17 protein-coding genes are annotated in these 23,699 nt (G+C 61.8%); 10 read left to right on the top strand and 7 right to left on the bottom strand.

Going from position 1 to position 23,699, the window contains the following annotated elements:
• Positions 1 to 37: 37 nt before the first annotated feature.
• Positions 38 to 3,379 (top strand): DUF4132 domain-containing protein, encoded by a 3,342-nt coding sequence (locus ACFRFQ_RS09025; protein ID WP_378655848.1) that lies wholly within the window; start codon positions 38 to 40, stop codon positions 3,377 to 3,379.
• A gap of 25 nt (positions 3,380 to 3,404) precedes the next feature.
• On the opposite strand, the gene ACFRFQ_RS09020 is transcribed toward ACFRFQ_RS09025, so the two are convergent.
• From ACFRFQ_RS09020 to ACFRFQ_RS09005, 4 genes are read right to left on the bottom strand one after another with little or no spacing between them, the layout of a single operon-like run.
• Positions 3,405 to 4,529, bottom strand: coding sequence for a nucleotidyltransferase family protein (locus tag ACFRFQ_RS09020; RefSeq protein WP_378655846.1), 1,125 nt, complete (start codon positions 4,527 to 4,529; stop codon positions 3,405 to 3,407).
• Positions 4,508 to 5,383: a hypothetical protein gene (locus tag ACFRFQ_RS09015; RefSeq protein ID WP_378655844.1), complete on the bottom strand. Its 876-nt coding sequence runs from the start codon at positions 5,381 to 5,383 to the stop codon at positions 4,508 to 4,510. Before ACFRFQ_RS09015 ends, ACFRFQ_RS09020 begins: the two co-directional genes overlap by 22 nt.
• A 7-nt stretch (positions 5,384 to 5,390) precedes the next feature.
• A complete protein-coding gene (locus tag ACFRFQ_RS09010) occupies positions 5,391 to 5,663 on the bottom strand; it encodes a PqqD family protein (protein ID WP_378655841.1) in 273 nt (90 codons plus the stop codon).
• Positions 5,664 to 5,690: 27 nt separating this feature from the next.
• Entirely contained in the window at positions 5,691 to 7,760 is a 2,070-nt protein-coding gene (locus tag ACFRFQ_RS09005; protein ID WP_378655838.1) for a glycosyltransferase, read from the bottom strand.
• A 266-nt stretch (positions 7,761 to 8,026) separates the two neighbouring features.
• On the opposite strand from ACFRFQ_RS09005, the gene ACFRFQ_RS09000 reads away from it, so the two are divergent.
• Together ACFRFQ_RS09000 and ACFRFQ_RS08995 are read left to right on the top strand one after the other, a co-directional pair.
• On the top strand, positions 8,027 to 8,257 hold the full coding sequence (locus tag ACFRFQ_RS09000; protein ID WP_378655835.1) for a hypothetical protein: 231 nt from the start codon (positions 8,027 to 8,029) through the stop codon (positions 8,255 to 8,257).
• Positions 8,258 to 9,023: 766 nt separating this feature from the next.
• The gene (locus ACFRFQ_RS08995) at positions 9,024 to 10,415 is read left to right on the top strand and encodes an NAD(P)/FAD-dependent oxidoreductase (protein ID WP_378655833.1); all 1,392 of its coding nucleotides are present in this window, start codon (positions 9,024 to 9,026) and stop codon (positions 10,413 to 10,415) included.
• A 74-nt stretch (positions 10,416 to 10,489) separates the two neighbouring features.
• Here the strand turns inward: ACFRFQ_RS08995 and ACFRFQ_RS08990 are convergent, their stop codons facing one another.
• Together ACFRFQ_RS08990 and ACFRFQ_RS08985 are read right to left on the bottom strand one after the other, a co-directional pair.
• Positions 10,490 to 10,918: a PaaI family thioesterase gene (locus tag ACFRFQ_RS08990; protein WP_378655831.1), complete on the bottom strand. Its 429-nt coding sequence runs from the start codon at positions 10,916 to 10,918 to the stop codon at positions 10,490 to 10,492.
• Positions 10,919 to 11,177: 259 nt separating this feature from the next.
• Positions 11,178 to 11,933 (bottom strand): hypothetical protein, encoded by a 756-nt coding sequence (locus tag ACFRFQ_RS08985; RefSeq protein WP_378656317.1) that lies wholly within the window; start codon positions 11,931 to 11,933, stop codon positions 11,178 to 11,180.
• A gap of 208 nt (positions 11,934 to 12,141) precedes the next feature.
• On the opposite strand from ACFRFQ_RS08985, the gene ACFRFQ_RS08980 reads away from it, so the two are divergent.
• Genes ACFRFQ_RS08980 through ACFRFQ_RS08970 form a run of 3 tightly spaced genes read left to right on the top strand, consistent with a single transcriptional unit; the run spans position 12,142 to position 15,559 of the window.
• Entirely contained in the window at positions 12,142 to 13,602 is a 1,461-nt protein-coding gene (locus ACFRFQ_RS08980) for a FecCD family ABC transporter permease (RefSeq protein ID WP_378656315.1), read from the top strand.
• A 2-nt stretch (positions 13,603 to 13,604) separates the two neighbouring features.
• Positions 13,605 to 14,708 (top strand): FecCD family ABC transporter permease, encoded by a 1,104-nt coding sequence (locus ACFRFQ_RS08975; protein WP_378656312.1) that lies wholly within the window; start codon positions 13,605 to 13,607, stop codon positions 14,706 to 14,708.
• Entirely contained in the window at positions 14,705 to 15,559 is an 855-nt protein-coding gene (locus ACFRFQ_RS08970; RefSeq protein ID WP_378655829.1) for an ABC transporter ATP-binding protein, read from the top strand. Before ACFRFQ_RS08975 ends, ACFRFQ_RS08970 begins: the two co-directional genes overlap by 4 nt.
• A 10-nt stretch (positions 15,560 to 15,569) precedes the next feature.
• On the opposite strand, the gene ACFRFQ_RS08965 is transcribed toward ACFRFQ_RS08970, so the two are convergent.
• A complete protein-coding gene (locus ACFRFQ_RS08965; protein ID WP_378655826.1) occupies positions 15,570 to 18,143 on the bottom strand; it encodes a rhomboid family intramembrane serine protease in 2,574 nt (857 codons plus the stop codon).
• Positions 18,144 to 18,308: 165 nt separating this feature from the next.
• Here ACFRFQ_RS08965 and ACFRFQ_RS08960 point away from each other — a divergent pair, with 165 nt between their 5' ends.
• The 4 genes from ACFRFQ_RS08960 (at position 18,309) to gndA (ending at position 23,662) form a co-directional block, all read left to right on the top strand.
• A complete protein-coding gene (locus ACFRFQ_RS08960; RefSeq protein ID WP_138868580.1) occupies positions 18,309 to 18,704 on the top strand; it encodes a BlaI/MecI/CopY family transcriptional regulator in 396 nt (131 codons plus the stop codon).
• Positions 18,705 to 18,748: 44 nt separating this feature from the next.
• On the top strand, positions 18,749 to 19,702 hold the full coding sequence (locus ACFRFQ_RS08955; RefSeq protein ID WP_033232051.1) for a M56 family metallopeptidase: 954 nt from the start codon (positions 18,749 to 18,751) through the stop codon (positions 19,700 to 19,702).
• Positions 19,703 to 19,964: 262 nt separating this feature from the next.
• A complete protein-coding gene (locus tag ACFRFQ_RS08950; RefSeq protein ID WP_378655822.1) occupies positions 19,965 to 21,986 on the top strand; it encodes a DEAD/DEAH box helicase in 2,022 nt (673 codons plus the stop codon).
• A 218-nt stretch (positions 21,987 to 22,204) separates the two neighbouring features.
• A complete protein-coding gene (gene gndA / locus ACFRFQ_RS08945) occupies positions 22,205 to 23,662 on the top strand; it encodes an NADP-dependent phosphogluconate dehydrogenase (protein ID WP_138868578.1) in 1,458 nt (485 codons plus the stop codon).
• Positions 23,663 to 23,699 lie beyond the last annotated feature (37 nt).

Here is a 23,699-nt window from a genome sequence, read left to right as displayed (position 1 = left end):
GCTCGCAAGGCGGGTCGAGACAAACTCGAGGAGTTGCGTGAACACGATCGAGACGGCAGCTGACGTCACTGCATTCGACGCACCGGCAGGGTGGTTTCCGATGAAATACCCACGCCGAGCAGGTTTTCCGTCGTCGGTTCGCGAACTGGATCCGTACCCCCAATCGGCCGTCGACGAGCATCTGCGCGCACAAGGTACGTGGGTCACGTGGGAACTTGAACAGGCGTCTGACGTCAACGAGTACGTTCTGGCCGCACGTCGTCAGCGGCAGGGGGACGTTTCTCCACTCGGCGCGGCTGCGCTGTTCACGCTTCTGACCAGACACTGGTACGGCCCCGACTCCGAAACCACGCAGTTCGCGGACCTCTGGGTTTCCGAGCTCGGCCTTGCCGGCGCTGTCGAAGCGATGCTGGAGTCGTCCGATCTGCGGTATCAGCACAGGGAACGAACCCCAGGCCCACACGCCGGCTTTACGATAACTGCCGACGTCTACGTCATGTACTACGACGATGGGTCTCCCGCTGAAGCAAAAGAGCCCGAAGGATATGTCAGTCCAGGTGAAATAATCCGTGACAAACGACTGGAAACTCAGTTCTTCGACGGGCCACGCGTGCATGTCTCCACCAGACTGCGCGAGCTGCTGGTGATCGCTGATGAAGCCGAATACGAGGCAGCCCGGTCAGCGGCACAACAACTACGCACCAACGCGGTCCGAGCCATGACGGCCACCTTCCTGTTCCCCACGGAGCGTGACTGGGCTGACGACGTGTTCCTCGGCGAGACGGCGCCGACGTGGCACTGGCGGATGCAGGCACTCGCTTCCGTCTCGTCTTCGAAGCACTTGGATGCAATTCTCACAGCGCAGACCTCGTCGCATTGGGTGTCCGATTCCGATCTACTCGCGGCAATAGTCGACGGAATCGGAGTAGAAGTGGCGGGGGCGTTGGCCAATGCCTTCGACTCCCCTGGCGGCTATGGCATCGCCGAACAGTCCGCGACTCGCTCGAAGATCCTGGATGTTCTTGTCGGCATTCCGACCGACAACGCATTCTGCGCGATACTCGACCGCGTCGACGTCAAGGGGGTCCGTCCGGTCTTGCTCGACGCGATGGGCCGTTATCCGAGGCGTGCATTTCGTCTTCTCGCGCAGAATAATTGGTCGTTGTTCGATCGCCACGCTCGGGCCTATCCGGACGTGGCGATCGAGATAGCACCCGAACTGTCGCCCAGTGCGATTGCTCGCCTCGATTCACTCGGAGCAGAAATTCCGCTGGCCCAGGATCTGCCGCCGGTGATGGTAACTCCGCCCTGGGTCGGCGCCAAGAAGCGCCTTGCACCGGTAGTGATCACGGGGGTGGTAGCACCGACGACATCGAAGGTCGTGTGGCTCCCGGGCGAACTCGAGGAGCTGAAGGCGCGACCGCACGAGTATTCGTACACGACGTGGGATCACCAGAAACAGTACGTCAAAGATCCCTCTCCCCACATCGTCAACGAGTGGCAGGCGATGACGATCTTCCTATTGGCGCCGGACGAGATAGCGCGGCCCCTGCTGACCGAGTGGCGAGGCACCGAACTGAACGATCCGCAGCGAGTGGTTCAGCGCTTCGAACGCGAGGCCCTTCCCTTGATGTTGCAGCTGTCGCGGGCGCACCCCGGCGCGGCGGCACCGTATCTGTTGCCTTTCGTGGATATCGCAGTGGCGCGATTGCAGGCCACTGCCCTGGCAACTCGGAAAACCCTGCGTAAGTCCGCTTCGGAGTGGCTGATTCGTAATGCCGACGATGCAATCGCGTTGTTGGTCCCGGACGCCGTGGGATCGCCTGGTCTGCTCAGGGATCACGCGGTTGTGGCACTGCGCGCTGTGGGTCGTCGATGCGGGAATGATCACGTGTGCTCGATCGCCGAGCAGTACGGCTCCGATGTCGTGGCTGCATTGCGAGCGATGTTGGAGCAGGATCCACTGGAGATACTTCCGGCGAAGGTTCCCCGCGTCGGCGCGTGGGCAGATTTGGACTCGCTTCCCCCAGTCCTGACTGCTGATCGGTCGGCGCGACTGCCAAGTTCGGCAATCAGTCATCTGTTGACGATGTGCGCGATCAGCAACCCGGATAATCCGTATCCAGGATTGGCTTTTGCTACCACGGTCTGTGACCGGGCGTCGTTGGCAGCTGTGGCGTGGGAGTTGTTCGAGCGGTGGTGGGGTGAAGGGGCGCCGGCGAAGGACAACTGGATAGTCCTGGCTCAGGGATTCCTCGGCGACGATTCGACAGTCGCTGCACTGGTTCCATTGATCCGGCGTTGGCCCGGCGAAAGTGGCACAGCGCGAGCACAATCCGGGCTCGACGCGCTGGCAGCAATCGGTTCGAGTCGGTCACTGACCGAGTTGCACGACATGTCTCGGCGGATGAAGTTCAAATCTCTGAAAAACGGTGCGGCTCAGCGCGTCACCGAGGTGGCTGAAAGTTTGGGGCTTGGTCAGGATCAACTTGGGGATCGAATTATCCCGAATCTGGAGCTGCCGGTGCTCGACTACGGTTGCCGCACTTTCACCATCGAATTCACGGAGACGTTGGTGCCGTACGTGATCGACGAGAAGGGCAAGAAGGCTAAGAGTTTGCCGAAGCCAAGCGCAGGCGATGATCCTGCGATGGCGGAGGCCGCCCGCGCGCAGTTCACTGCCTTCAAACGCGAGGTCAAGGCGGTGGCTACCGAGCAGATCAAGCGACTCAATCGGGCCATGGTGACCGGGCGTCGCTGGAGCGCCGACGAATTCTCGCAGTATCTGCTGGGGCATCCGCTGATGGTTCACGTGGTCCGACGGTTGTTGTGGGCGTCGTGGGACCAGGACGGCTCGCCGGCAGTGGTCTTCCGGGTCACCGAAGACGGTACGTGTGCCGATGTCGACGATCGCAAGATCGCGCGGCCCGACGAAATGATCGGCTTGGTACACCCCGCACATATCCCGGAATCAATCAGTGCTTGGTCGGAGGTCTTCGCCGATCACGAGATTCTGCAGCCGTTCACGCAGTTGGGGCGGCCGGTGCATGATCCGCGACCCGACGATGTGAACGGGAGCGGCCTGGACCGGTTCACCGGGGTGACCGCAACGCCGAGTCAGGCTCTGCGGCTGACATATCGAGGTTGGGAGCCCGTCTGGGAGAACCCGGCATCGTGGGGTCAGGGTTTGCTGTACCGGCTCGGTGACTCGGTGTCCGTGCTGCTGGGTCTCGAACCTGGAATGGGAACGGGAAGCCCATACGACGGCTACCCCGATCAGACGCTGGTCTCGGTCGAGGTTCGTGGTGGCACGCTGGCCGATGTCGATCGCGCAACGGTGTCGGAACTGCTTGCAGACCTCGAGGGCTTTGCGTCGTGACTTCGAACGGACTCGAACCTGCCGTCTAGGTGCGCTGCGCGTCGCCGAGTGCAGTCCGCGCTCGGCGGGCGAAATACGTCAGCCGGGCACGTGCCAACGCCATTCCACGCAACTGCCGGCCTGCTCTGATCGAGAGCCGATCACGATCGAGGAACAACGGAATCATGACGAGATCCCGGTACAGCGAATGCACGCGCGGATGCTCCGCCAACCACAGCGTCCATTGCCACCACAGACGTGCCGACGCCGTGACGCCGACAACGCTTGTCCCGAAGACTGATTCCACGGCCGCCAACTGGACGTTCACGGCACGGCGAACGTCGCGCTGCATCGGGCGGCGCGCCAATGCTGCGTCAAGCGACCGGTCGTATGCGAGCAGGTATCCCACGTCGAACACACTGTTCAATGCAAGATCAGCACGTAACAGTGCACGGTCGGCAAGGCGCGCATGGGCGATCACGTGCAGTGCCACATCTTCAAGTGCAAGTTTGTCGCTTGCCGCAGGCGCAATATTCTCTACTGCTTGTTCCCGGGTGAGCGCGTGGCGCGCAAAGCGAGGCAGAAGGTGTGAGTGGATTTCGACGGAACCATGTCGATCGTCTCGAAGCAGAGCCGGTTCTTGATGGTCGTCGTGATCGATGGAATCCGTGGACACCTCGTCGGACCGCACCATGCGGTACCCGAAGCCGATGATCGCGTCGTTGGCGGGGACGGCGTGGGCTTGGTCCAGGACAAGGAGATCTATGTCGGTCATTCGCCGTGCCGCAGGATTTGGCCAGATGTTGCGTTCGAGCAGCGCCGCACCTTTGAGCGCAACAGTGGGAAACCCCTTATCGCGCAGCATCTCCTGAATTTCGGCCCGCTGGGATTCCAAATCGGCGATCCGCTCCGCATTCCGATGATGAACGAGACTCAGCGTCAATTGCGGACTGGAAGCGGCGGCAGTCGATGCTGCCAGCATCGTTGCAAAACTCGGCGACAGAATCGAAGCGAACCCGGCGTCGACGGCTGCAGCAGCGAGTAACGGCAGCGCCTTGTGGCGGGCGGCAACGTCGATGAGGCGAGGCCAATCGTCATCACTACAGGAACAGATGAGCTCAGCTCCACCGGTGGGATCGAGCATCGCGATCAGATACTGCGTGTCACGCACGACGCCACCAAATCCTCGACTGCGGCGATCCCGGAATCCAGGTCCTGTCGAGTGAGCGTGAAACAAGCCGTATTCGACAACAGCGCAGCGATATTGCGAAGCGTCAGCCGGTGATTGTCTGACCACAGTGCTGATTGTTCGACCAACGACTGCAAAGCTAGGGCGGTTGGCATTGGCGCAATACGCGTCGTGTCATTCCACCCGTCGAGGATCACCAATACATCAATCCCCCGCACCGCGGTAGCTCTGTCAGGTGGAGTGGGCAAAGATGTCGGATCAAGTGCCCATACTGCGGGTTCGTACGGCAGACGCAGAAGCTCACGGATGCCGATCTCCGGCAACACGTCGAACGTGCCCGCTTTGACGTGGATGCGACGCGGTAGACCGACAGCGTCTTCGCCTCGGATGAAGATGCCCTCGTCCGAGTGAAGCTGCGCACCCCGCAGGGCCAGCGCCAGGGCCAACGTGGTCTTACCTGCCCCCGACTGCCCGGCAATCGCCACGCGTGCACCGCCACAATCAATCAGAGCAGCATGCAACCGTGTCCACTCCTCGATGTGGGCTGCGGTCATCACATCGCGGTGCACAGTGCGATAGATACTTTCGGCGGCATGCAGACCGTCGAGTTCGACCAAGGCTTCGGTCGCCTCGTCCAGTGTGGAACTGATCGCCACATCCCAGCGCCCTGATACCAATTCACTGGGCACGATGTGCGCGTGCACCTCGTGGCTGGCGGACCATGGGCCGGCGATCTTGTGTTCGAGAACACCGACTTCCGGTACCACTGCTCCTGTGACACGTGCGTCGACCCACAGGTACTGCGAACTGATGTACTCCGCACCGCTTGCCGTCACGAACGACTCACACCAACAACCGCGACACGTTCAGCTGTCCGTACGTTTCATTGACTACGGATTGCGCTTCAGCAGTGGAGATTTCGAGGACTTCGGCGACACCGTCAACAATGTCGGCGACAGTCCGTCCGTCACACAATTCCCAGACCAAGGTCGCGATGGGATTGAGATGGTGCGCTATCTCGCTGGAGCTGTCGTACAGCACAACTCCGTCAGCGAGATCGTTACTTTCCACGCTGTGTGCGCGCTGCGGTCGGGTATCTACGAGCAATTCAGTCATGGGGGCTCCCGTGGATGTGTCGTTGAATCAGAGAGTGAAGCGTCGCGAATATTCGGATTCGAGTGCGCCTGACCGAAGTAGAGTCCGGTTGGTGGCGATGCCTGGCGACAACGACAGACAGGTCAACGTGCCAGATGCGCCGGCATCCACCACAAACTCCGCGAGGGAGCGATACCGACCAGCCCACTGCGCAAACTCCGCGGACTGCGCTTCAGGATCGGGGATGGCCGCAAGAATCGTCTCGTATGCACAAGAGTTCACCAAGACCGCGTGCACTCCACGGTTTTCCGCGCTGACGCGAATCAACGACGATGCGCCGAACAGTGCGCCATCGCGGGATTTCGGATCATGGCCCAGGTGCACGACATCCCACTCGAGGTGTGCGAGTTCAGCGCGTGCCGCATCGAGGATCGACGACGACACATCGAGCAGATCAAGATTGTCGGCCGCGACGAGAACCGAACCCCATCCTTTCTCTGCTGCCCGTGCGATGGCGCGACGCCAGGAGACCGCATATCCGATGGCCGGGTTCGTACGGTCTTCGTAGGCCGCAATTCTCTCTACTCCGGCAATGTTCGCGAGTTTGTTGAACTTTTTCCAGGAGCGCGACCACACTTCACGGTCTGTATCGAGGTTGACGACGGCGACGCCCATGGTCGCGGCAATTTCCGCGTTGTTGCTCGCCCGTGCAGGTGTCAATCGCGTCGTCAATGTGACGATCCGAGCCCCGTCCGCGACGAGCCACGCTGGCAAGGAGAACTCGTCTTCGCTTGCAGCGGTGACGAATTCGTCCAGGCAGTCGTGCAATCTCCGGTAGGCATTGCTGCGCACGATCACTGCCGCACCAGAGAACCCGGTTTCGGGCCCGTGGACAACTGCACAGTCGACATCCCCGGGGAGATCAACCATGACATTACGAAGTTTGTACGGCAGCGCACCGTCGATGACATGGTCTTCGGCAAGGAACACCACGGACTTCCAGCCCAACAGAATGGCCTTGTCGATTCCCGCGACAAACGCAGTCGCCAATCGCCACGGATCCTCGGTGTCCTCCGCTGGCACGACTCGGTGCACTGCCAAATCCACCGATTCAGCCTCGGCCAGACACGACCGCCATGGCGCAACACGGCGATCGTCACTCAGGACAAGCACTCCACCGAAGACCAGTTCAGGCTTCTGCACGCTCCGTTCGGCGCGCTCCCGAATGCTCGGATACGAGTTGCCCAAGTGTATCGAGAACTCGCGGTGTACCGACTCGACATCCCAGCCGATCTCTTGCCATCCGAGGAGATAGTTGTGAATCCGATCGTCCCAGTTGATCCGGTACGGCACACCGGCCGGGCGCTCGAACCGGTGGAGCCAACCGAAGGTCGGAAGGCACACCACTTTTCCGCCGTTGATCCGGAACTTCTCGTGGATGTAGCCCTCTTCACCACCAAAACCGGTGAAGTGCGAGTTCAATCCAGGCCAGGCCTCACGCCGACACGCAAACGACCCCAACCCCTGCATCGTGATCTCGAACGGAACTTCCGGGTTCTCCTTCGCCCGTGGATCTACGCCCCAGGCACCGAACATCCCTCGCCGCCAGACCGGCTCCATGTGCGTGGCGGCGATGTGCGAGGAGTCCTGCGACAGCATCGGGCCCTGGATCAGATCATCAGTTTCCGGATGCGCGTCGAAATAAGCCAGCAACGACGCCAACGACCCGGGCGCCAAGATCACATGGGAATCGAGCACCAACACGTACTTCCCAGAGGCCTTGCGGAACAGCACATCCCGGACGGCAGTCGAGCGCACCTCTGTGAACGGTATATAGCGGAACCGATCCACGTACTTCGCGAAGGACTCGAGAATCGGCGCCGGCAGACCTTCGGGAAAATTGTCCAACAACACGAACTCGACCCGATCGAGGACTTCTCGATGGTGAGTCAATATCGAGTGGATCGTGAAATACGCACCGTCGAAATCGTCGTACGTCGCAATGGCAATCGTCAGATCCACCGATTGGCCATGCGGTGGTGTCTCCTTCACCGACACGGTTCCCGTGCTCTGAAGTTTCTTCAGAGCACGGTGCAGCGCGGCATCGAACTCACTCATCGTGTGCCCACTCATCGTGTGCGTAGCCCCTCGTTATCGACAAGGATCAGTTCGGCTCAGTTGGATTTGTGGGTTCTGTCGGGAACGTAGGTTCTGTCGGATCCGTGGGCTGTGTCGGCTCGGTTGGTTCTGTCGGGTTAGTAGGCCCCGCCGGGATGGTGGGTTCCGTCGGTTCGGTCGGATTTGTGGGTTGCGTCGGATCAGTTGGATTCGAGGGATTCGAGGGATTAGTCGGGTTCCCAGGGTCCGTGGGATTCGAAGGATCGGTGGGGGTCGTTGTTGTCGTCGTTGCACCCGGTTCCGCGGGATTTCCTGATGTCCCGGTGCTTCCCTGGCCCTGCCCGCGACTTGGCAAACCCGACAGGTTCGGAGTGTCACCTGACGCAAAGGCCGGTGCGGCACCACCCAAGCTGATGGACGTCACCACCGGAACCGTGACTGCAGATGCAGCAAGCACGGTCTTCACGAATTTCCGTCGATCTACCGGAACAGTCTGAAAAGCATCGCCACCCACGGGTGTCCTCCCGAATCCACTCATTCACGTTCAATCGACCTGTTTGCGACAAAGCTAGCATTCATTCAGCGAACAAACCGACCCGAAACGCTGATTTCGGTCGATTTCAGCAACCATTCGAAATCTTCCTGCAGGTTTTCGGATGGGAACAAAACCAGCACGCAGATGGTCAGGCGCAGATCATTTCATCCGCAACGAGAAAACATCGCACTGACAACCTCTGCTATGCGGCACATTTTCGGCAACTTTGAAGGGTAATTTCGTCGATAACTGAAATGTTGATGCGATAGCTGGCCCGTCACGATCTGCGATTCCAGTCAGATGGTGGCCCAAACCCGCACATGACAGTCCACTCCGGCGCGCCGCGGCGGGGGTTATGCCGACAGTTCCACACGGCATCAGTACCGTGATGTGATCGAGCCAACTTTTCGGCAGTGAAAGAGAGGGTCAACACATGGACTTGGCAGCAATTGGTGTGGGCGTCGGGTACGCGTCTGTCGCGTTGTCGATCTTGGTTTTCGTAGGCGGCTGTATCGCGCTGTTCATCCTGTCGATTCGGCAGTAAACAGCCGCTCGCGCGCGCCGCGCGATCATCCAGGTGTGCCTACTTGTCCGTTGCGGCAGGTAGGACTCCGGGGACTCTTCACTGGATCGATTCCGGAAGAGTCGGACATCTTGCGAACTCGCAGAGAACCTCAGCGTAGGTGGGACTACCGTAGAACCGTCGTCTACAACTCGAGGAGCACGGAATGAGCATCCAGTCGGTTGAATCGCACCGCCACCGCGTCGTGGTGATCGGTTCCGGCTTCGGTGGATTGTTCGGCACTCAGGCTCTCAAAAAAGCCGATGCCGAAATTACGATGATCGCGCGTACCACCCATCACCTTTTTCAACCCCTTCTCTACCAGGTAGCCACGGGAATTCTGTCCGTCGGCGATATCGCACCGGCAACCCGATTGGTGCTCCGCAAGCAGAAAAATGCGCAGGTACTGCTCGGTGAAGTCGAGACGATCGACTTGGAGACGAAGACCGTGACGTCACGGCTGTTGGAACGTGTAACGGTGACGCCGTTCGACAGTTTGATCGTCGCGGCAGGCGCAGGACAGTCGTACTTCGGAAACGATCACTTCGCCGAATTCGCTCCGGGAATGAAAACAATCGATGACGCGCTCGAGCTTCGCGGTCGTATTCTCGGTGCGTTCGAGCAAGCCGAACTGTCGGACGATCCCGCTGAGCGCGCACGCCTGCTGACGTTTGTTGTTGTCGGCGCAGGTCCGACGGGTGTTGAGCTCGCTGGTCAGATCGCGGAGTTGTCGCGTCGGACCCTCGATGGCGCATTCCGGAAAATCGATCCACGTGAGGCGCGAGTTGTTCTGCTCGACGGTGCGCCTGCGGTGCTTCCGGTCTACGGCGGCAAGCTGAGCCGCAAGGCCGCAGAAACGCTCGAGGGTCTTGGCGTCGAGATTCAGTTGGACGCCATGGTTACCGATGTCGACAACGACGGACTCATCATCAAGGAGAAGGACGGCACACTGCGCCGTATCGAGTCGCAGTGCAAAGTGTGGTCGGCCGGTGTTCAGGCGAGCCCGCTCGGCAAGCAATTGGCCGAGCAGAGTGGCGGCGAGACGGATCGTGCGGGTCGGGTCATGGTCAACCCGGACTTGTCACTGCCTGGCCATCCCAATGTGTTTGTTGTCGGCGACATGATGTCGCTGGACAAGCTGCCGGGCTTGGCGCAGGTTGCGATGCAGGGTGGCAAGTACGCAGCCAAGCAGATCAAAGCCGAGATCGACGGCCAGACCCCCACAACTCGGGTTCCGTTCAAGTACTTCGACAAGGGAAGTATGGCCACCATTTCGCGTTTCAGCGCGGTGGCCAAAGTAGGCAAGCTCGAGATCAGCGGTTTCATCGGCTGGGTGGCGTGGTTGGCCATCCACCTCTTGTATCTGGTCGGCTTCCGCTCACGTGTATCCACAATCCTGTCGTGGACCGTGACCTTCTTCGGTCGTGGCCGCGCTCAGATGGCATCGACGGAGCAGCAGGTGTTCGCTCGAAATGCCATGGGCGAGTTGGAGAAACACAACAAATCCAAGGCAGCAGTCGAGAGCGGAAAAGGCAAGCCGGAACAGGCTGCCGGCTAAACCTCTCGCTTGACACGCAAACGGCGGTGGAATGTGATTCCACCGCCGTTTTGTCGTACGCAGGTCGGGCGTCGTCAGTTGCCGATCGCTGAGACGTCCGTGATGTTCGCAAGGCGCACCTGCCCCTTGGAAACCAGTCTGCCTTGCTCATCGGTGATGCGTACCTCCCACAATTGGGATGTACGACCGCGATGAATCGGGTTGGCCTCAGCGGTCAGCGTCCCTTCGCGGGTAGCGCGCAGGAAATCCGTGTTGTTGTTGACGCCGACAACGTGTCCGCGCTCCCCCAGCCACACCGTGCCGCCGATGCTGGCCAGTGATTCCACTACGGAGCAGTACACGCCGCCGTGCTGGATGCCTGCCGGCTGGTGCAGCGTCGGCTTGACCGTCCACTGAGCGCGAACACGATCGGGTGTCACATCCGTGTATTCCAAACCGATGGTCGCGTCGAATCCGGTTCCGAGCAAGTTCTTCAAGTCTGCGATGTCAGCTGTGTCGGACATGCGTTCTCCATCTGTGTTTCTGGTGGCGCCGGTGCGGCTACCGCTGACTACCTGCCTACACCAGCGGCAACTCGAGCAACGATTCAGGTCCAGGAAGACGAACAGGCGGGTTCCGCATCGTGACGATACGGAACCCGCCATGGGAAGGACCGGGAGTCTCTGCAGCCCTCAGGACTCCGGCGCGGTCCGGCAGTTTCTTGCACTCAGCGGTTCGTTCTCTCCGCTTCGCACTCTTCGATCATAGGCAAGGTTTACCTAATTAAGCAAGCGTTTCGGCAAACTGATTCCACCGCGGACGCGCAGCGATCTTCCGACGAGACCGCACCGGAACTCCGACGCCGACAAATGCGTCGAGCAATCCCTGTCCGCGGCGCTGCGCCGCAGTTTCGCCGCCACCGGCGAGAATCGGGACGTACGCAGTTGCTCCCAGGATGGCCTCGCCCACCAAGCCCCAGAAACGATAGGGATCTATCGGCGCGCAACGAGACACCGCGGCAAGCACCGCATGCAGGGCGCCGAGGCACCGGTGCGCAGTCCACACGAAGAGCGCAGCTTCACAGGGCATGTCGACAACGCCGTCCCGGCCGTACTCCGTACCGCCTGGAGCAACGCGCAGCGTTTCGTCGACCACGCCCGCCCAGTCGATGCCACTGTCGCTGTCCATGTGTATCCAGAGGTTCTCGAGTCCGGGATCCCACGCCGAGCCCTCCGCCACAATCGATGCGGTCACCCGGCCGACGACGGCGTGGATCAGTGATGTCGCAACCTGAATTGCCGCAGCTTCGGGATTGTCGAGATCCTGGAGGGATCGCGAATACAGCTGCTCGACTCGTTCGCTCTGCAGCCCGGTGCTCAGTTTCCACCAGCGGCGTTTGCCCTCACCAGCCATGGCAGCAACTGCATACACGCGCGGGTAATCGGGATTGAGCGCCCGTAAGCGTGTGCAGGTGCGGCTGAATGCGTCAGTCCGGAAATCCAAGTCACGAATCTGCACATGCTCGGTGGTCAGGGTCATGGTCACCATGCGCTCCAATCGGCCGTAGGGGTCTTACACACTCAACATAGGTTAGCCTCACCATAATTCAAGAGTAAAGATTTGTGAGCCTCGGCACGCACAAACAGTTCGGAAACTAACCCGCGCGATGTCCTCGGGGATAGGGTTCCGTAACCTAATCTCTGAAATCCCTGCGAGCCAAGACCAGGAGTTCGATCCACCAGTGACCATGACCGACACGCCCGGGAGCGAACATCCGCGCGGGCCCAGCGAGAATTACGGCCGTCGCGTCGTACCCCGGGGACCAGCACCCGTTCGAATGCGCGTTCTTGCCGGACTGTTCGATGTCGCAATTGTCGCGCTCCCGCTCGTGATCGGCTGGTACATCGTCCAGTCGTTGCAGGACGACAACGGCGGCGGTGAAGCGGATCGCGCAGTCTTCGGCGGCACTGCGCTTGCCATCGCAGTAGGACTTCTGGTCTGGAACCTCGGATTCCGTGACGGAACGGTGGGCCGAACGTCCGGAAAAGGGTGGGTTGGCCTGATCACCCGGGATGCCGAGACCAAGCAGCCGATCGGTGTAAGACGCGCACTCCTACGCCCGATCAATCGGTCCGGAATCGAAGTTGTCCGGGAAAGCACCGCTCGCGACGAGGGATTCGCCGAACTCGAGCGAGACAACTCGGTATCCGCCACGCGCAGACGTCGTCTCATCGGTCTTGCCGTACTGACCGTCTTGCTGTCGTTGGTCATGCTTGCCAGCATCGCGGTTGGCGCGCGCCCATTGACCTTTGCCGAGATTTTTCACGCAATTTTCAGCTCCGACGGCTCGCAGACGGACATCATCGTTCGAACCCTGCGCGCGCCGAGAACAATCCTGGGATTGGTTGTCGGCATCGCGCTGGGAATAGTCGGCGCACTCATTCAGGGCCACACCCGGAATCCTCTTGCCGACGCCGGCCTGCTCGGCCTCAACGCCGGCGCTGCCTTCTTGGTTGTCATGTCGATCTACCTGTTCGGATTCACCGCACCGAGCCAGTACATGTGGTTTGCCTTTGCCGGTTCGTTTATCGCGAGCGTTGTCGTCTTCGGCTTGTCATCCATCGGTAACGGCGGTTCGAGTCCGCTCAGCCTGGCCCTCGCCGGAGCGGCTGTTGCATTCTTCCTCCAGGCAATGACCAATGCCGTGATCATTCTCGACCAGGCAAGCCTCGACGCCTACCGCTTCTGGGTGGTCGGGTCGGTCTCCGGACGCGGATTCGACGTGTTGTGGCAGGTGCTTCCCTTCCTGATCGTCGGTCTCGTCATCGCTCTCGCGAGTACTCCCGGACTCAACGTCCTCAGCCTCGGGGACGACGTGGCCAAAGCGCTCGGAACCAACATCGTGTTCAGCCGCACTCTCGGGATTGTCGCAATCACGCTGTTGACGGGTGCCGCCACTGCTGCCTGCGGACCTATCGCCTTCATCGGCCTGGTCGTGCCACACGTTGCCCGGGCCATCACCGGTCCCGACTACCGTTGGCTCGTCCCGTATGCGGGTCTACTCGGCGCGATCATGTTGATCACCGCCGACATCATCGGACGCGTTGTCGTCCGTCCCGGTGAACTACAGGTCGGAATCATTCTGGCGATCTTCGGCGCGCCGTTCTTCATCGCTCTCGTACGGCGCAGGAAGTTGGCAAGTCTGTGACCATCACACAAGGCAAAATTCTCCGGGGCGAACCTTCAGCACTCCCCCGAACTGTTCCATCCCGTAAGGCAATTCGCATCGGTTCGTTCTCGCTGGTGTACCGCCCCCTTGCTGTATCGGTGTGCATTGCGCTGACGGTCGCCCTCTTCGTCCTGATCTGCCTAAGTGTCGGACGCGGCGACTACCCGATCTCGATCCCGGACGTGATCTCGGTGCTGTTCGGTGGAGGGACGAAGACGCAAAACCTCATCGTCTTCGATCTGCGTCTGCCCCGGTCGCTGACGGCACTGTTCATCGGGATGGCGCTCGGCATCGCTGGCGCAATCACACAGACCATTGCCCGCAACTCACTTGCCAGCCCGGACATCCTGGGCATCACCGCCGGTTCCAGCGCCGCCGCCGTCGCGCTGATCGTTCTCGGTGGTGGCGGATCATTTGTGGGACTACTTGCGACGCTGGGTATTCCGCTGGCGGCACTCGCGGGCGGACTGTTGACGGCTGTAGTCATCTACTCTCTGGCGTGGCGCAAAGGCGTCGAAGGATTCCGTCTGATCCTGATCGGCATCGGCGTCAACGCGATGTTGGTGGCAACGACGGGATGGCTCTTGATTTCCGCGGACATCAACGACGCGTCCCGCGCGCAGGTATGGCTGAACGGGTCACTGAACGGAGCGACCTGGAACCAGATGTGGCCGGTTGCCGTCGCCGTGGTTCTGGTGGGCGGGTACGCCGTGATCGCGTCGTTCACCATGGGCGCACTGCGATTGGGCGAGGACAACGCGACGTCGCTGGGCGTACGTCTGCAGTCGTCACAGGCCAAGCTCCTGCTCTCGTCCGTCGCGTTGGCTGCTATCGCCACCGCTGCTGCCGGGCCGGTGGGTTTTGTCGCCCTGGCGGCGCCGCAGGTCGCGATGCGCTTGGTGCGATCGGCCGGCCCCCCGATCGTCGCGTCTGCACTCACCGGCGCTGTGCTTGTAGTCGGCAGTGACGTGATCGCCCGCACGGTTCTTCCCGTTGAATTGCCCGTCGGCATCGTGACATCTGCGCTCGGCGGACCGTTCCTGCTCTACCTCTTGGTTCGTAACAATCGGAAGGTCACAGCATGACCACGTTGTCCCAGTCCGTCGACGCGCCAGCCCGGCTCGTCGCAAAGGATCTCACCCTGGGTTACGGGGATCGCATCATCGTCGACGGCCTTGATCTCGAAATCCCGACCGGTGTGATCACGACGGTCATCGGACCGAACGGCTGCGGCAAGTCGACGCTCCTACGCGCTCTGGGACGACTACTCAAGCCCAAGAGTGGGTCGGTTGTGTTGGACGGCAAGGCAATCAGCTCGATGAAGACCAAGGACGTCGCACGAGTCCTCGGCATGCTGCCACAGACTCCTGTCGCTCCCGAGGGTTTGACCGTCGGCGATCTGGTTGCGCGTGGCCGCCATCCCCATCAGTCGTGGATCCGGCAATGGTCGGCCGACGACGAAGGTGAAGTGGCTCAGGCCCTCGAGCTGACCGGGGTGTCGGACCTTGCTGATCGCCCGGTCGATCAGCTGTCCGGCGGTCAGCGGCAGCGGGCGTGGATCTCGATGGCGCTCGCCCAGGGCACCGACATCCTTCTGCTCGACGAGCCCACGACGTACCTGGATCTTGCGCACTCCATGGAGGTTCTCGACCTCGTGGATCAATTGCACGAGGAAATGGGCCGCACGGTGGTCATGATCCTGCACGATCTCAATCTCGCGGTGCGCTACAGCGATCATCTGATCGTGATGCGGGACGGCGCTGTCGTCGCTTCGGGCGTTCCGAAGGACATCATCTCCGCAGAACTGCTCCTCGAGGTGTTCGGCCTCGAAGCCGCGGTCATCGACGACCCGGTCTCGGATCGCCCGTTGATCGTGCCCATCGGCACTCGACACGTTTTCGGCACTGTCGGCGGACCGGCAGCAAAGCCTTCCTGACGACGCTCGCTCAGCGGCCGATGATCGTCCGCACCAACTTCACTCCCTGGCCGAGTGACACCGTCGGCAAGTACGCCCGCCCGACTGCGTTGCCGATGCTCGGCAACGCAGCGGGGTCGGCGAACACCATGTGCAGCGGCACATACCGCGGCTGAAACTTCGATTTGAAAGCCAGCAGTGAGCGGAAGCCGTAGACCGGCTCGAGGGTGCGCCCCAGGAATTCGAGTACGTTGTCCATCACGCCGGACAACGTCATGACCTCGGGCTCGATCGAATTCGAGCTGTCATCCGTTGCGACCTTCGCGAGCGGCGCGCCCGAGAGGCTCAGGAACTCGACCCCCTCGGATTCCAAGCTCAGGGCCGCCGACGCGATCAAGAACTCCATGGTCGGCCGGAAACCCTCGGAGCGTCGCCGCATGAAGTCGAGAGTCCAGCCGACAATTCGACCGTCACGGTAGACCGGCAGCCACGACGTAACTCCGTGGACTGTGCGTTCCTCGTCGACGGCGATCAGGCAACGCACGTTGTCGTCGTCGATCTCGTTGAGCCCGCCGAGCGTGAAACCCATTTCGGGCATTCCCTTGTCCGCGACCCATTCCTCGGAAATCGCCACGATCTGATCCTTGACCGCGATCGAGGCGTGAGGATAGTTGATCCATTCGGCCGAAATGCCGGACTTCTTCGCCCGGTTGAGTGCCGTTCGAATGTCCTGGAATCGTTTACCGGTGAACGCGATCTCACCCAGGTCGAGCATGGTCTCCTCGGCAACCTGCAGGCCACTCCAGCCCATCGAATCCGTAATCGCTCGGACGTCGTCGGTAACCGAGTAGAAGCACGGAATCCAGCCGTTTGCCGTGGCAAACTCCGCAAACTCTTCGATGGCGCGTCGCATCCGATCCGGTGGGCCCACGGGATCGCCGGTAGTCAGTGCCACCCCGGAAATAACGCGGTAGGCGACGTAGCTGGAACCGTCGGAGGAGAACCAGAAGGTGTTTCCCTTCCACGTCGTCATCCACGACAGCGGGCTTCCCGTTCCCGCGATCAACATCTCGCGGGCCCGCCCGGCATCTCGCGGGTCAAGCGCGTCGACAGGTTTGCGGAACGTCACGAACACGAGGATCGACGCGGCCACCCAGAACACAACTCCGGTCCATTCGAACAGCAGGGTCGCTTCGATGTCGACGGGCAGAAGCCGCGGATCAACCAGTTGCAGATATACCGGTGGCACCAACCGCTGCGGGAAATCCGCCAGCAGCACCGCGACGGTAGGCTCACGGTCGAATCCGTGCCGGGCAACCATCCCGCCGCCCACGTACACCACAATCAGACCTGCGAGCAGCACCAACAGCGACACTGCGAGTTTTCGATAGGTCCCTGGCGGAGCGGACACGTCGAAGTATCGCCGCGTGAGAATCAGCATGATCAGCACGAACAACGGCGTGAGAAACGGAACCAGCGTCCGATACACGTTGGGGTCACCGATGCCGTAGAACAAGCTGTCGCTGTCGGCCGCATCGATGAACCGGATGACGAAGTTCCCGATCGACAGAATCAACAGGACCACCTGTGCGCACACGGTGGCGATCCACGCGAAGCGTCGGCCACGCCGTAACCCGTCGCTGAGAACGAGCACGAAGATCGAGGGCATCAGCGAGAGCAACGTCGGCCCGATCCCCGACAAGCGCAGCTCCAACAAGCCGCGTCGGCAATCAGGATCGGTCGACGACTCGGCACACAGGTCACGGACCTCGGCCACCGTCCAGGGAACACCGCGGAACAGATCGCGGAGAACGGCCAGCGGTCCCACTGCCTCCGGGGAGAGCGCCGCGATCATCGGCCCGATCGCGCTTGCCGCGACAACTATCGCCACCAGCACCCGGCCCTCCCGCGCAGTGCCGACGATCCGATCACCGCGGGCGGACCGACCGACGATCCACGCACCGATCACCAAGCCGACGACACCCGCGAACAGGCGAATGACGTCCTGAAGCTGCCCACTGAACAACGCGAGTGTGATCGTGAGAGCCAGAACGCCTACCCGGATGCGTCGACGCCACAGCGTGCCCATATTCGCGGTTGCGACCATGAGTGCACCCACAACCCAGGCGCTGGCGCCCACCGCAGCTCCCGAGTGGAGGCGAAATCCCCAGCTGGCGTCGACAACCTTGGCCAGCGACGCCCACCCCAGCCCGAGGATCACGCCCAGTACCTGCGTTGTCACCGCGGCAATCGCGAGTTTTGCCGTACCCATCCGCCGCTCGAGGGGTGCGGCGACAACAAGCAACAGCACGGTGGCGCCGATGTACCGCAGAAGGTTGCCCTCCCACAGGGCAGATGACAGCGGTGTCCACAATCGCCCGTGTTGCAACGAACCCATCCCGACGGCAATCTGGTGGGCCAATGACCTCGGCGGCCCGTGCATCAGGCTTCCCGTTGCCGCACCCAGCACCCACGTGATGACAACGAGCGACGTCGTCAGCGGTGCATCTCGGATTCCGAAACGAATAAGCTCGCGTGCTTTACCCCCGAACACCGATAGCCGGGTCGAGAGATTCGTGGACTCCGAGGAACTGTCGATCTTCATCTACGCGCGACTACTTTCTACTGATCGACTCTGCTCTGACGTGGCCACGGTCTCCATCCACGTTATCTGCCCTACAGCTCACTATGTCCAATACCACACCTATTGATTCGCCCGTACTACTACCAGTAGTACGTATTTCGTCGTGGAAGTCCGTAGAATCGAAGAATGGCAGGTCTAGGTGAACTCGAACGCGCGGTTATGGATCATCTGTGGTCCACAACCGAACCCCAAACTGTGCGACAGGTACATGAAGCACTCGCAACACATCGCGAACTGGCGTACACGACGGTCATGACCGTTCTGCAACGCCTTGCGAAGAAGCATCTGGTGATTCAGCAACGTGACGATCGCGCACATCGCTATCTCCCGGTGAACAAGCGTGAAGAGTTGGTGGCGAGTCTGATGGTCGATGCGCTGGCTCAGGCGCCGGAGTCCGGCGGTCGGGCTGCAGCTCTGGTTCACTTCGTGGGACAGGTCAACGCCGACGAGGCTGACGCGCTGCGCGAAGCACTTGCCGCTCTCGAGGTGCGCGAATCCGCGAAAAAAGATGTGCGGCCGTAGATTTTCTAGGCCTAACTGATTTCTTCGTGCATGATGACTAGGTCATGAACGCCACCACTGCACTGGTTTTCGGAATCCTCGCGCTGTTGCTCGCGGGCCCGGTACCAGCACTCCTGAGCCGCTCTACGTGGCCGTACCGAGCGCCCCGCGCGGCACTCGTCCTGTGGCAAGCAATCGCGCTTGCCGCGGTGCTGTCAGCTTTCAGCTCCGGCTTGGCCATTGCCAGTCAGCTTCTTGTTCCCGGACCGGACGGGCGGCCGACCACTGCGCCGACCGCTGAAATCGACGCTCTTGGTTTGCCACTCTGGATTCTGTATGTCGTGGTGTTTGCGCTCACCTTGCTCATCGGCGCCAAACTGATTTTCTCGATCCTCCAAGTGGGGGTTCGAACGCGTCGTCGACGCGCACGCCACCGCATCCTGGTGGATCTACTCGACGACTGCGCCATGCCCGCTGCCGTGGAGCGCACCCCGGACTTACGCGTTCTCGATGTCGAAGAGCCCATTGCGTACTGCCTGCCCGGCATACGTCAGCGAGTGGTCTTGAGCCAAGGAACCTTGCAGAACCTCGATCATGCCGAGGTCAAGGCAATTCTCACGCACGAGCGTTCACACCTGCGTGCGCGTCACGATCTGGTTCTCGAAGCGTTCACGGCCGTCAATCATGCGTTCCCCCGGTTCGTTCGTAGCAAGTCAGCCCTGGGATCCGTCCAATTGCTTGTCGAATTGCTGGCCGACGATTCCGCGGTCCGGGTGACCGGCCCAACTCCCCTCGCCCGCGCACTCGTCGCGTGTGCAGGTTCGACCGCACCGCGGGGCGCAATGGCAGCCGGTGGTCCCTCGACGCTGATTCGCGTCCAGCGGCTCTCGACGGACGCCGCCGACCCCCGCGTTGCGGTGTGCGCCTATCTTGCCGCCATCACGATTCTGGTGGTCCCCACAGTCGCTGTCGCCGTTCCGTGGCTCACCGAACTTCGCTTGCTTCTCAATGCGTACTAAGGTCTTGACCAGCAGAACGCGCTGTAGTAGTACATGTCACAGCCGGGGTTACCTGACTTCCCGGCAGCGCGTGGCGTACAGTAGACCCCGGCCACCATCGTGGTTCATCAACATTTAACGGCACACAGCCCAATTCCCCGCAGTATGCGTTCGGATTGCCAGGTGACATGTGCCCTGGCTCGTCCCTTTGCGAACTGTGTCGTGTGTTCAAGCATGGCTTCTTCCGCTCCGCGACGTGCCCGTAGTCCGGAGAGGTTTCCGCGTGACCAACGCTGTCCAAATGTCGTCTTCTGAGAACATCGCCGAAGATGTAGTAACACCCGCCGCTGACGCAGTTTCAGCTGAACCCATCATCACTTTTGCCGAGATCGGCCTGCCCGAGCAGCTTGTTGCCGCTCTGGCGCGCAACTCCATCACCAGCCCGTCCCCCATCCAGGCGCAGTCCATCCCGGACGCGCTTGCCGGCACCAACGTTCTGGGCCGCGCCCAGACCGGATCGGGCAAGACCCTCGCCTTCGGCCTGCCGATGCTGACCCGCCTGTCGCGCCACGAAGATCGCCCGGCCGCCAAGCGCCCCCGCGCACTCGTGCTGGTTCCCACCCGTGAACTTGCATTCCAGGTGGTCGACTCGCTGAGCTCCTACGCCGGAGCCCTCGGACTCACGGTCCGTCCCGCTGTCGGCGGTACGCCGTTCGCCAAGCAGGTCGACCAGCTCCGTCGTGGTGTCGACATCCTGGTGGCAACGCCGGGTCGCCTAGGCGACCACCTGCGCCAGGGCACCTGCATCCTCGACTCGGTGGAAATCACCGCACTCGACGAAGCCGATCAGATGGCAGACATGGGATTCCTGCCCGAGGTTCGCTCGATCCTCGGCGAGACCCCGGCAGACGGACAGCGTCTGCTGTTCTCCGCAACCCTCGACCGTGAGGTCCAGTCGCTGGTCCGCCAGTTCCTGGCCAACCACGTCACCCACTCCACCGAAGACGGCCGCGCAAGCGTCGACACGATGGAGCACTACGTCCTTCTCGTCGATCGTGGACAGAAGGACGCGGTTCTCGCAGAAATCGGCGCCCGCGACGGACGCACGATCATGTTCGCCCGCACCAAGCTAGGTTGCGAGGGCATCACCGATCGCCTCCGCGCAGTCGGCATCGCCGCAGAGTCGCTGCACGGCGGCAAGGCACAGAACCAGCGCACCCGTGTCCTCGAGCGTTTCAAGAACGGCCGCACTCCCGTGCTTGTCGCCACCGACGTCGCAGCCCGCGGCATTCACGTCGACGGCATCGACCTCGTTGTGCATGTCGATCCCCCGGCTGATCACAAGGACTACCTTCACCGCGCAGGCCGTACGGCTCGCGCCGGCGAGAAGGGCACCGTCGTTGCGATTGTTCTGCCGAACCAGAAGCGTCAGTTCAAGCGTCTGACCGGAATGGCCGGCGTCAATGCCGCCGCTGTCCCCGTCACCCCGGGTTCCGCAGAGCTCGCTCGCATCACCGGAGCGAAGAAGCCCACCGGAGAACCGTTGCGCGAGAGCTCTTCTCGTGGCGAGCGTTCCTTCGGCGACCGCGGTGGTTCACGTGGCTACCAGGGCAACCGTGAAGGCGGTTACCAGGGCAACCGCTCGTCGGGTGGATACCAGGGCAACCGCTCGTCGGGTGGATACCAAGGAAACCGCGACGGCGAAAGCCGCGGCGGCTACCAGGGCAACCGCTCCTCCGGTGGGTACCAGGGAAACCGTGACAGCAGCGAACGTGGCGGATACCAAGGAAACCGCTCCTCCGGCGGATACCAGGGTGATCGTTCCTCGGGTGGGTACCAGGGCAACCGCGACGGCGAAAGCCGCGGCGGCTACCAGGGCAACCGCTCCACGGGTGGGTACCAGGGAAACCGTGACAGCAGCGAACGTGGCGGATACCAGGGCAACCGCGACAGCCGCCCCTCCGCCGGATACCAAGGCAACCGCTCCACAGGTGGCTACCAAGGAAACCGCGACGGCGAAAGCCGCGGCGGCTACCAGGGCAACCGCTCGACCGGTGGGTACCAGGGAAACCGCGACAGCAGCGAACGTGGCGGATACCAAGGAAACCGCGACAGCCGTCCGTCCTACGGAGACCGCGACAGCCGCCCCTCCACCGGATACCAAGGCAACCGCTCCACGGGTGGCTACCAAGGAAACCGCGACAGCAGCGAACGCGCAGGCTCGACGAGTGGCGGCGGATTCCGCAGTCGCACCGACCGTCGTAGCTACGACGGCTTCGACGGCCCGAAGCGCGACCAGCGGTAATACGCGCGCTGAGCTGCGGCTCACCAACTGAATATTGATCACACTCCGGCCACGCCGGAAGCTGTATCGAGACGGATGCAGGTCACTGCAATAAAGTGATCTGCATCCGTGTTTTGTATGCACGGTCTGATGTTCACGCGCGTCGCGGCCGCACAGTTTTTTCGGCTGCGCCAGGCGCAGGATTTCACAGCCGCGGACCGAGAGGGAAAGCTGTAAGCATGTCAACCACTAGCACCGAATCACCCCGAGCTCAGATCGGCGTCACCGGCCTGGCCGTCATGGGTTCGAATATTGCCCGCAATTTCGCCCGCCACGGTCACACCGTTGCCTTGCACAACCGCAGCATCGCGAAGACCGATGCACTGATCGCCGAGCATGGTTCCGAGGGCGATTTCGTGCGCACCGAGACCGTCGAGGAGTTTGTTGCCGCGCTGCAGAAGCCGCGTCGCGTACTGATCATGGTCAAGGCCGGCGCGCCGACCGACGCCGTGATCGAAGAGCTCGCCAATGCGATGGAGCCGGGCGACATCATCATCGACGGCGGTAACTCGCTGTACACGGACACGATCCGCCGTGAGGCCGCGATCCGTGCCCGTGGACTGCACTTCGTCGGCGCTGGCATCTCCGGTGGCGAAGAAGGCGCGCTCAATGGTCCCTCGATCATGCCGGGCGGCCCGAAGGAGTCCTACGAGGCTCTCGGCCCCCTTCTCGAGTCCATCTCCGCTCATGTCGACGGCACCCCGTGCTGCACGCACATCGGTCCCGACGGCAGCGGTCACTTCGTCAAGATGGTGCACAACGGCATCGAGTACGCCGACATGCAGCTCATCGGCGAGGCGTACAACCTCTTCCGTGACGCTCTGGGTTACGACGCCGGCCAGGTCGCCGATGTCTTCACGGAGTGGAACAAGGGCACGCTCGAGTCGTACCTGATCGAGATCACCGCAGAAGTTCTGCGGCAGGTGGATGCCGAGACGGGTAAGCCGTTGGTCGACGTCATCGTCGATGCTGCCGAGCAGAAGGGCACGGGCCGCTGGACGGTCAAGTCCGCTCTGGATCTGGGCGTGCCGGTCACCGGTATCGCCGAGGCCGTGTTCGCTCGCGCGCTGTCGGGTAGCCGCACGCAGCGCGCAGCAGCTCAGGCACAGGGTCTGGCCGCCGGCTCTCTCGGCGACAAGCCGGCTGACGCCGAGCAGTTCGCAGCGGACATCCAGGCTGCGCTGTACGCGTCGAAGATCGTGGCGTACGCGCAAGGTTTCGATCAGATCGCTGCCGGCAGCGCCGAGTACAACTGGGACGTCAAGCCTGCCGACCTGGCAACCATCTGGCGCGGCGGCTGCATCATCCGGGCGCAGTTCCTCAACCGCATCAAGGACGCGTTCGACGCTGATCCGTCGCTGCCGAGCTTGATTCTGGCTCCGTACTTCCGTGAGGCCATCGAAGCCGGCATCGACAGCTGGCGTCGTGTTGTCGCCACCGCGACGATGCTCGGCATCCCGGTGCCGGCGTTTGCGTCGTCGCTGTCCTACTACGACGGTCTGCGCGCGGAGCGCCTCCCGGCAGCCTTGACTCAGGGTCAGCGCGACTTCTTCGGCGCTCACACCTACGAGCGCATCGACAAGCCCGGCAAGTTCCACACGCTGTGGAGCGGTGACCGTAGCGAAATCGAGGCCTGATTCACACCCGGTATCGGCAGACGCGGTCACCTGCGTC

This window comes from Rhodococcus sp. NPDC056743 (assembly GCF_042790355.1).
Classification (GTDB): domain Bacteria; phylum Actinomycetota; class Actinomycetes; order Mycobacteriales; family Mycobacteriaceae; genus Rhodococcus_F.
Note: the sequence above shows the minus strand (reverse complement) of the source record. Positions and strands in the feature narration are given on the sequence as shown.

Excerpts from the sequence above, each read along its gene's own strand:
- ACFRFQ_RS09010 (WP_378655841.1), bottom strand. The coding sequence starts at position 5,663 with ATGACTGAATTGCTCGTAGATACCCGACCGCAGCGCGCACACAGCGTG.
- ACFRFQ_RS09005 (WP_378655838.1), bottom strand. The coding sequence starts at position 7,760 with ATGAGTGAGTTCGATGCCGCGCTGCACCGTGCTCTGAAGAAACTTCAG.
- ACFRFQ_RS08995 (WP_378655833.1), top strand. The coding sequence starts at position 9,024 with ATGAGCATCCAGTCGGTTGAATCGCACCGCCACCGCGTCGTGGTGATC.
- ACFRFQ_RS08990 (WP_378655831.1), bottom strand. The coding sequence starts at position 10,918 with ATGTCCGACACAGCTGACATCGCAGACTTGAAGAACTTGCTCGGAACC.
- ACFRFQ_RS08985 (WP_378656317.1), bottom strand. The coding sequence starts at position 11,933 with ATGACCCTGACCACCGAGCATGTGCAGATTCGTGACTTGGATTTCCGG.
- ACFRFQ_RS08980 (WP_378656315.1), top strand. The coding sequence starts at position 12,142 with ATGACCGACACGCCCGGGAGCGAACATCCGCGCGGGCCCAGCGAGAAT.
- ACFRFQ_RS08970 (WP_378655829.1), top strand. The coding sequence starts at position 14,705 with ATGACCACGTTGTCCCAGTCCGTCGACGCGCCAGCCCGGCTCGTCGCA.
- ACFRFQ_RS08965 (WP_378655826.1), bottom strand. The coding sequence starts at position 18,143 with ATGAAGATCGACAGTTCCTCGGAGTCCACGAATCTCTCGACCCGGCTA.
- ACFRFQ_RS08960 (WP_138868580.1), top strand. The coding sequence starts at position 18,309 with ATGGCAGGTCTAGGTGAACTCGAACGCGCGGTTATGGATCATCTGTGG.
- ACFRFQ_RS08955 (WP_033232051.1), top strand. The coding sequence starts at position 18,749 with ATGAACGCCACCACTGCACTGGTTTTCGGAATCCTCGCGCTGTTGCTC.
- gndA (WP_138868578.1), top strand. The coding sequence starts at position 22,205 with ATGTCAACCACTAGCACCGAATCACCCCGAGCTCAGATCGGCGTCACC.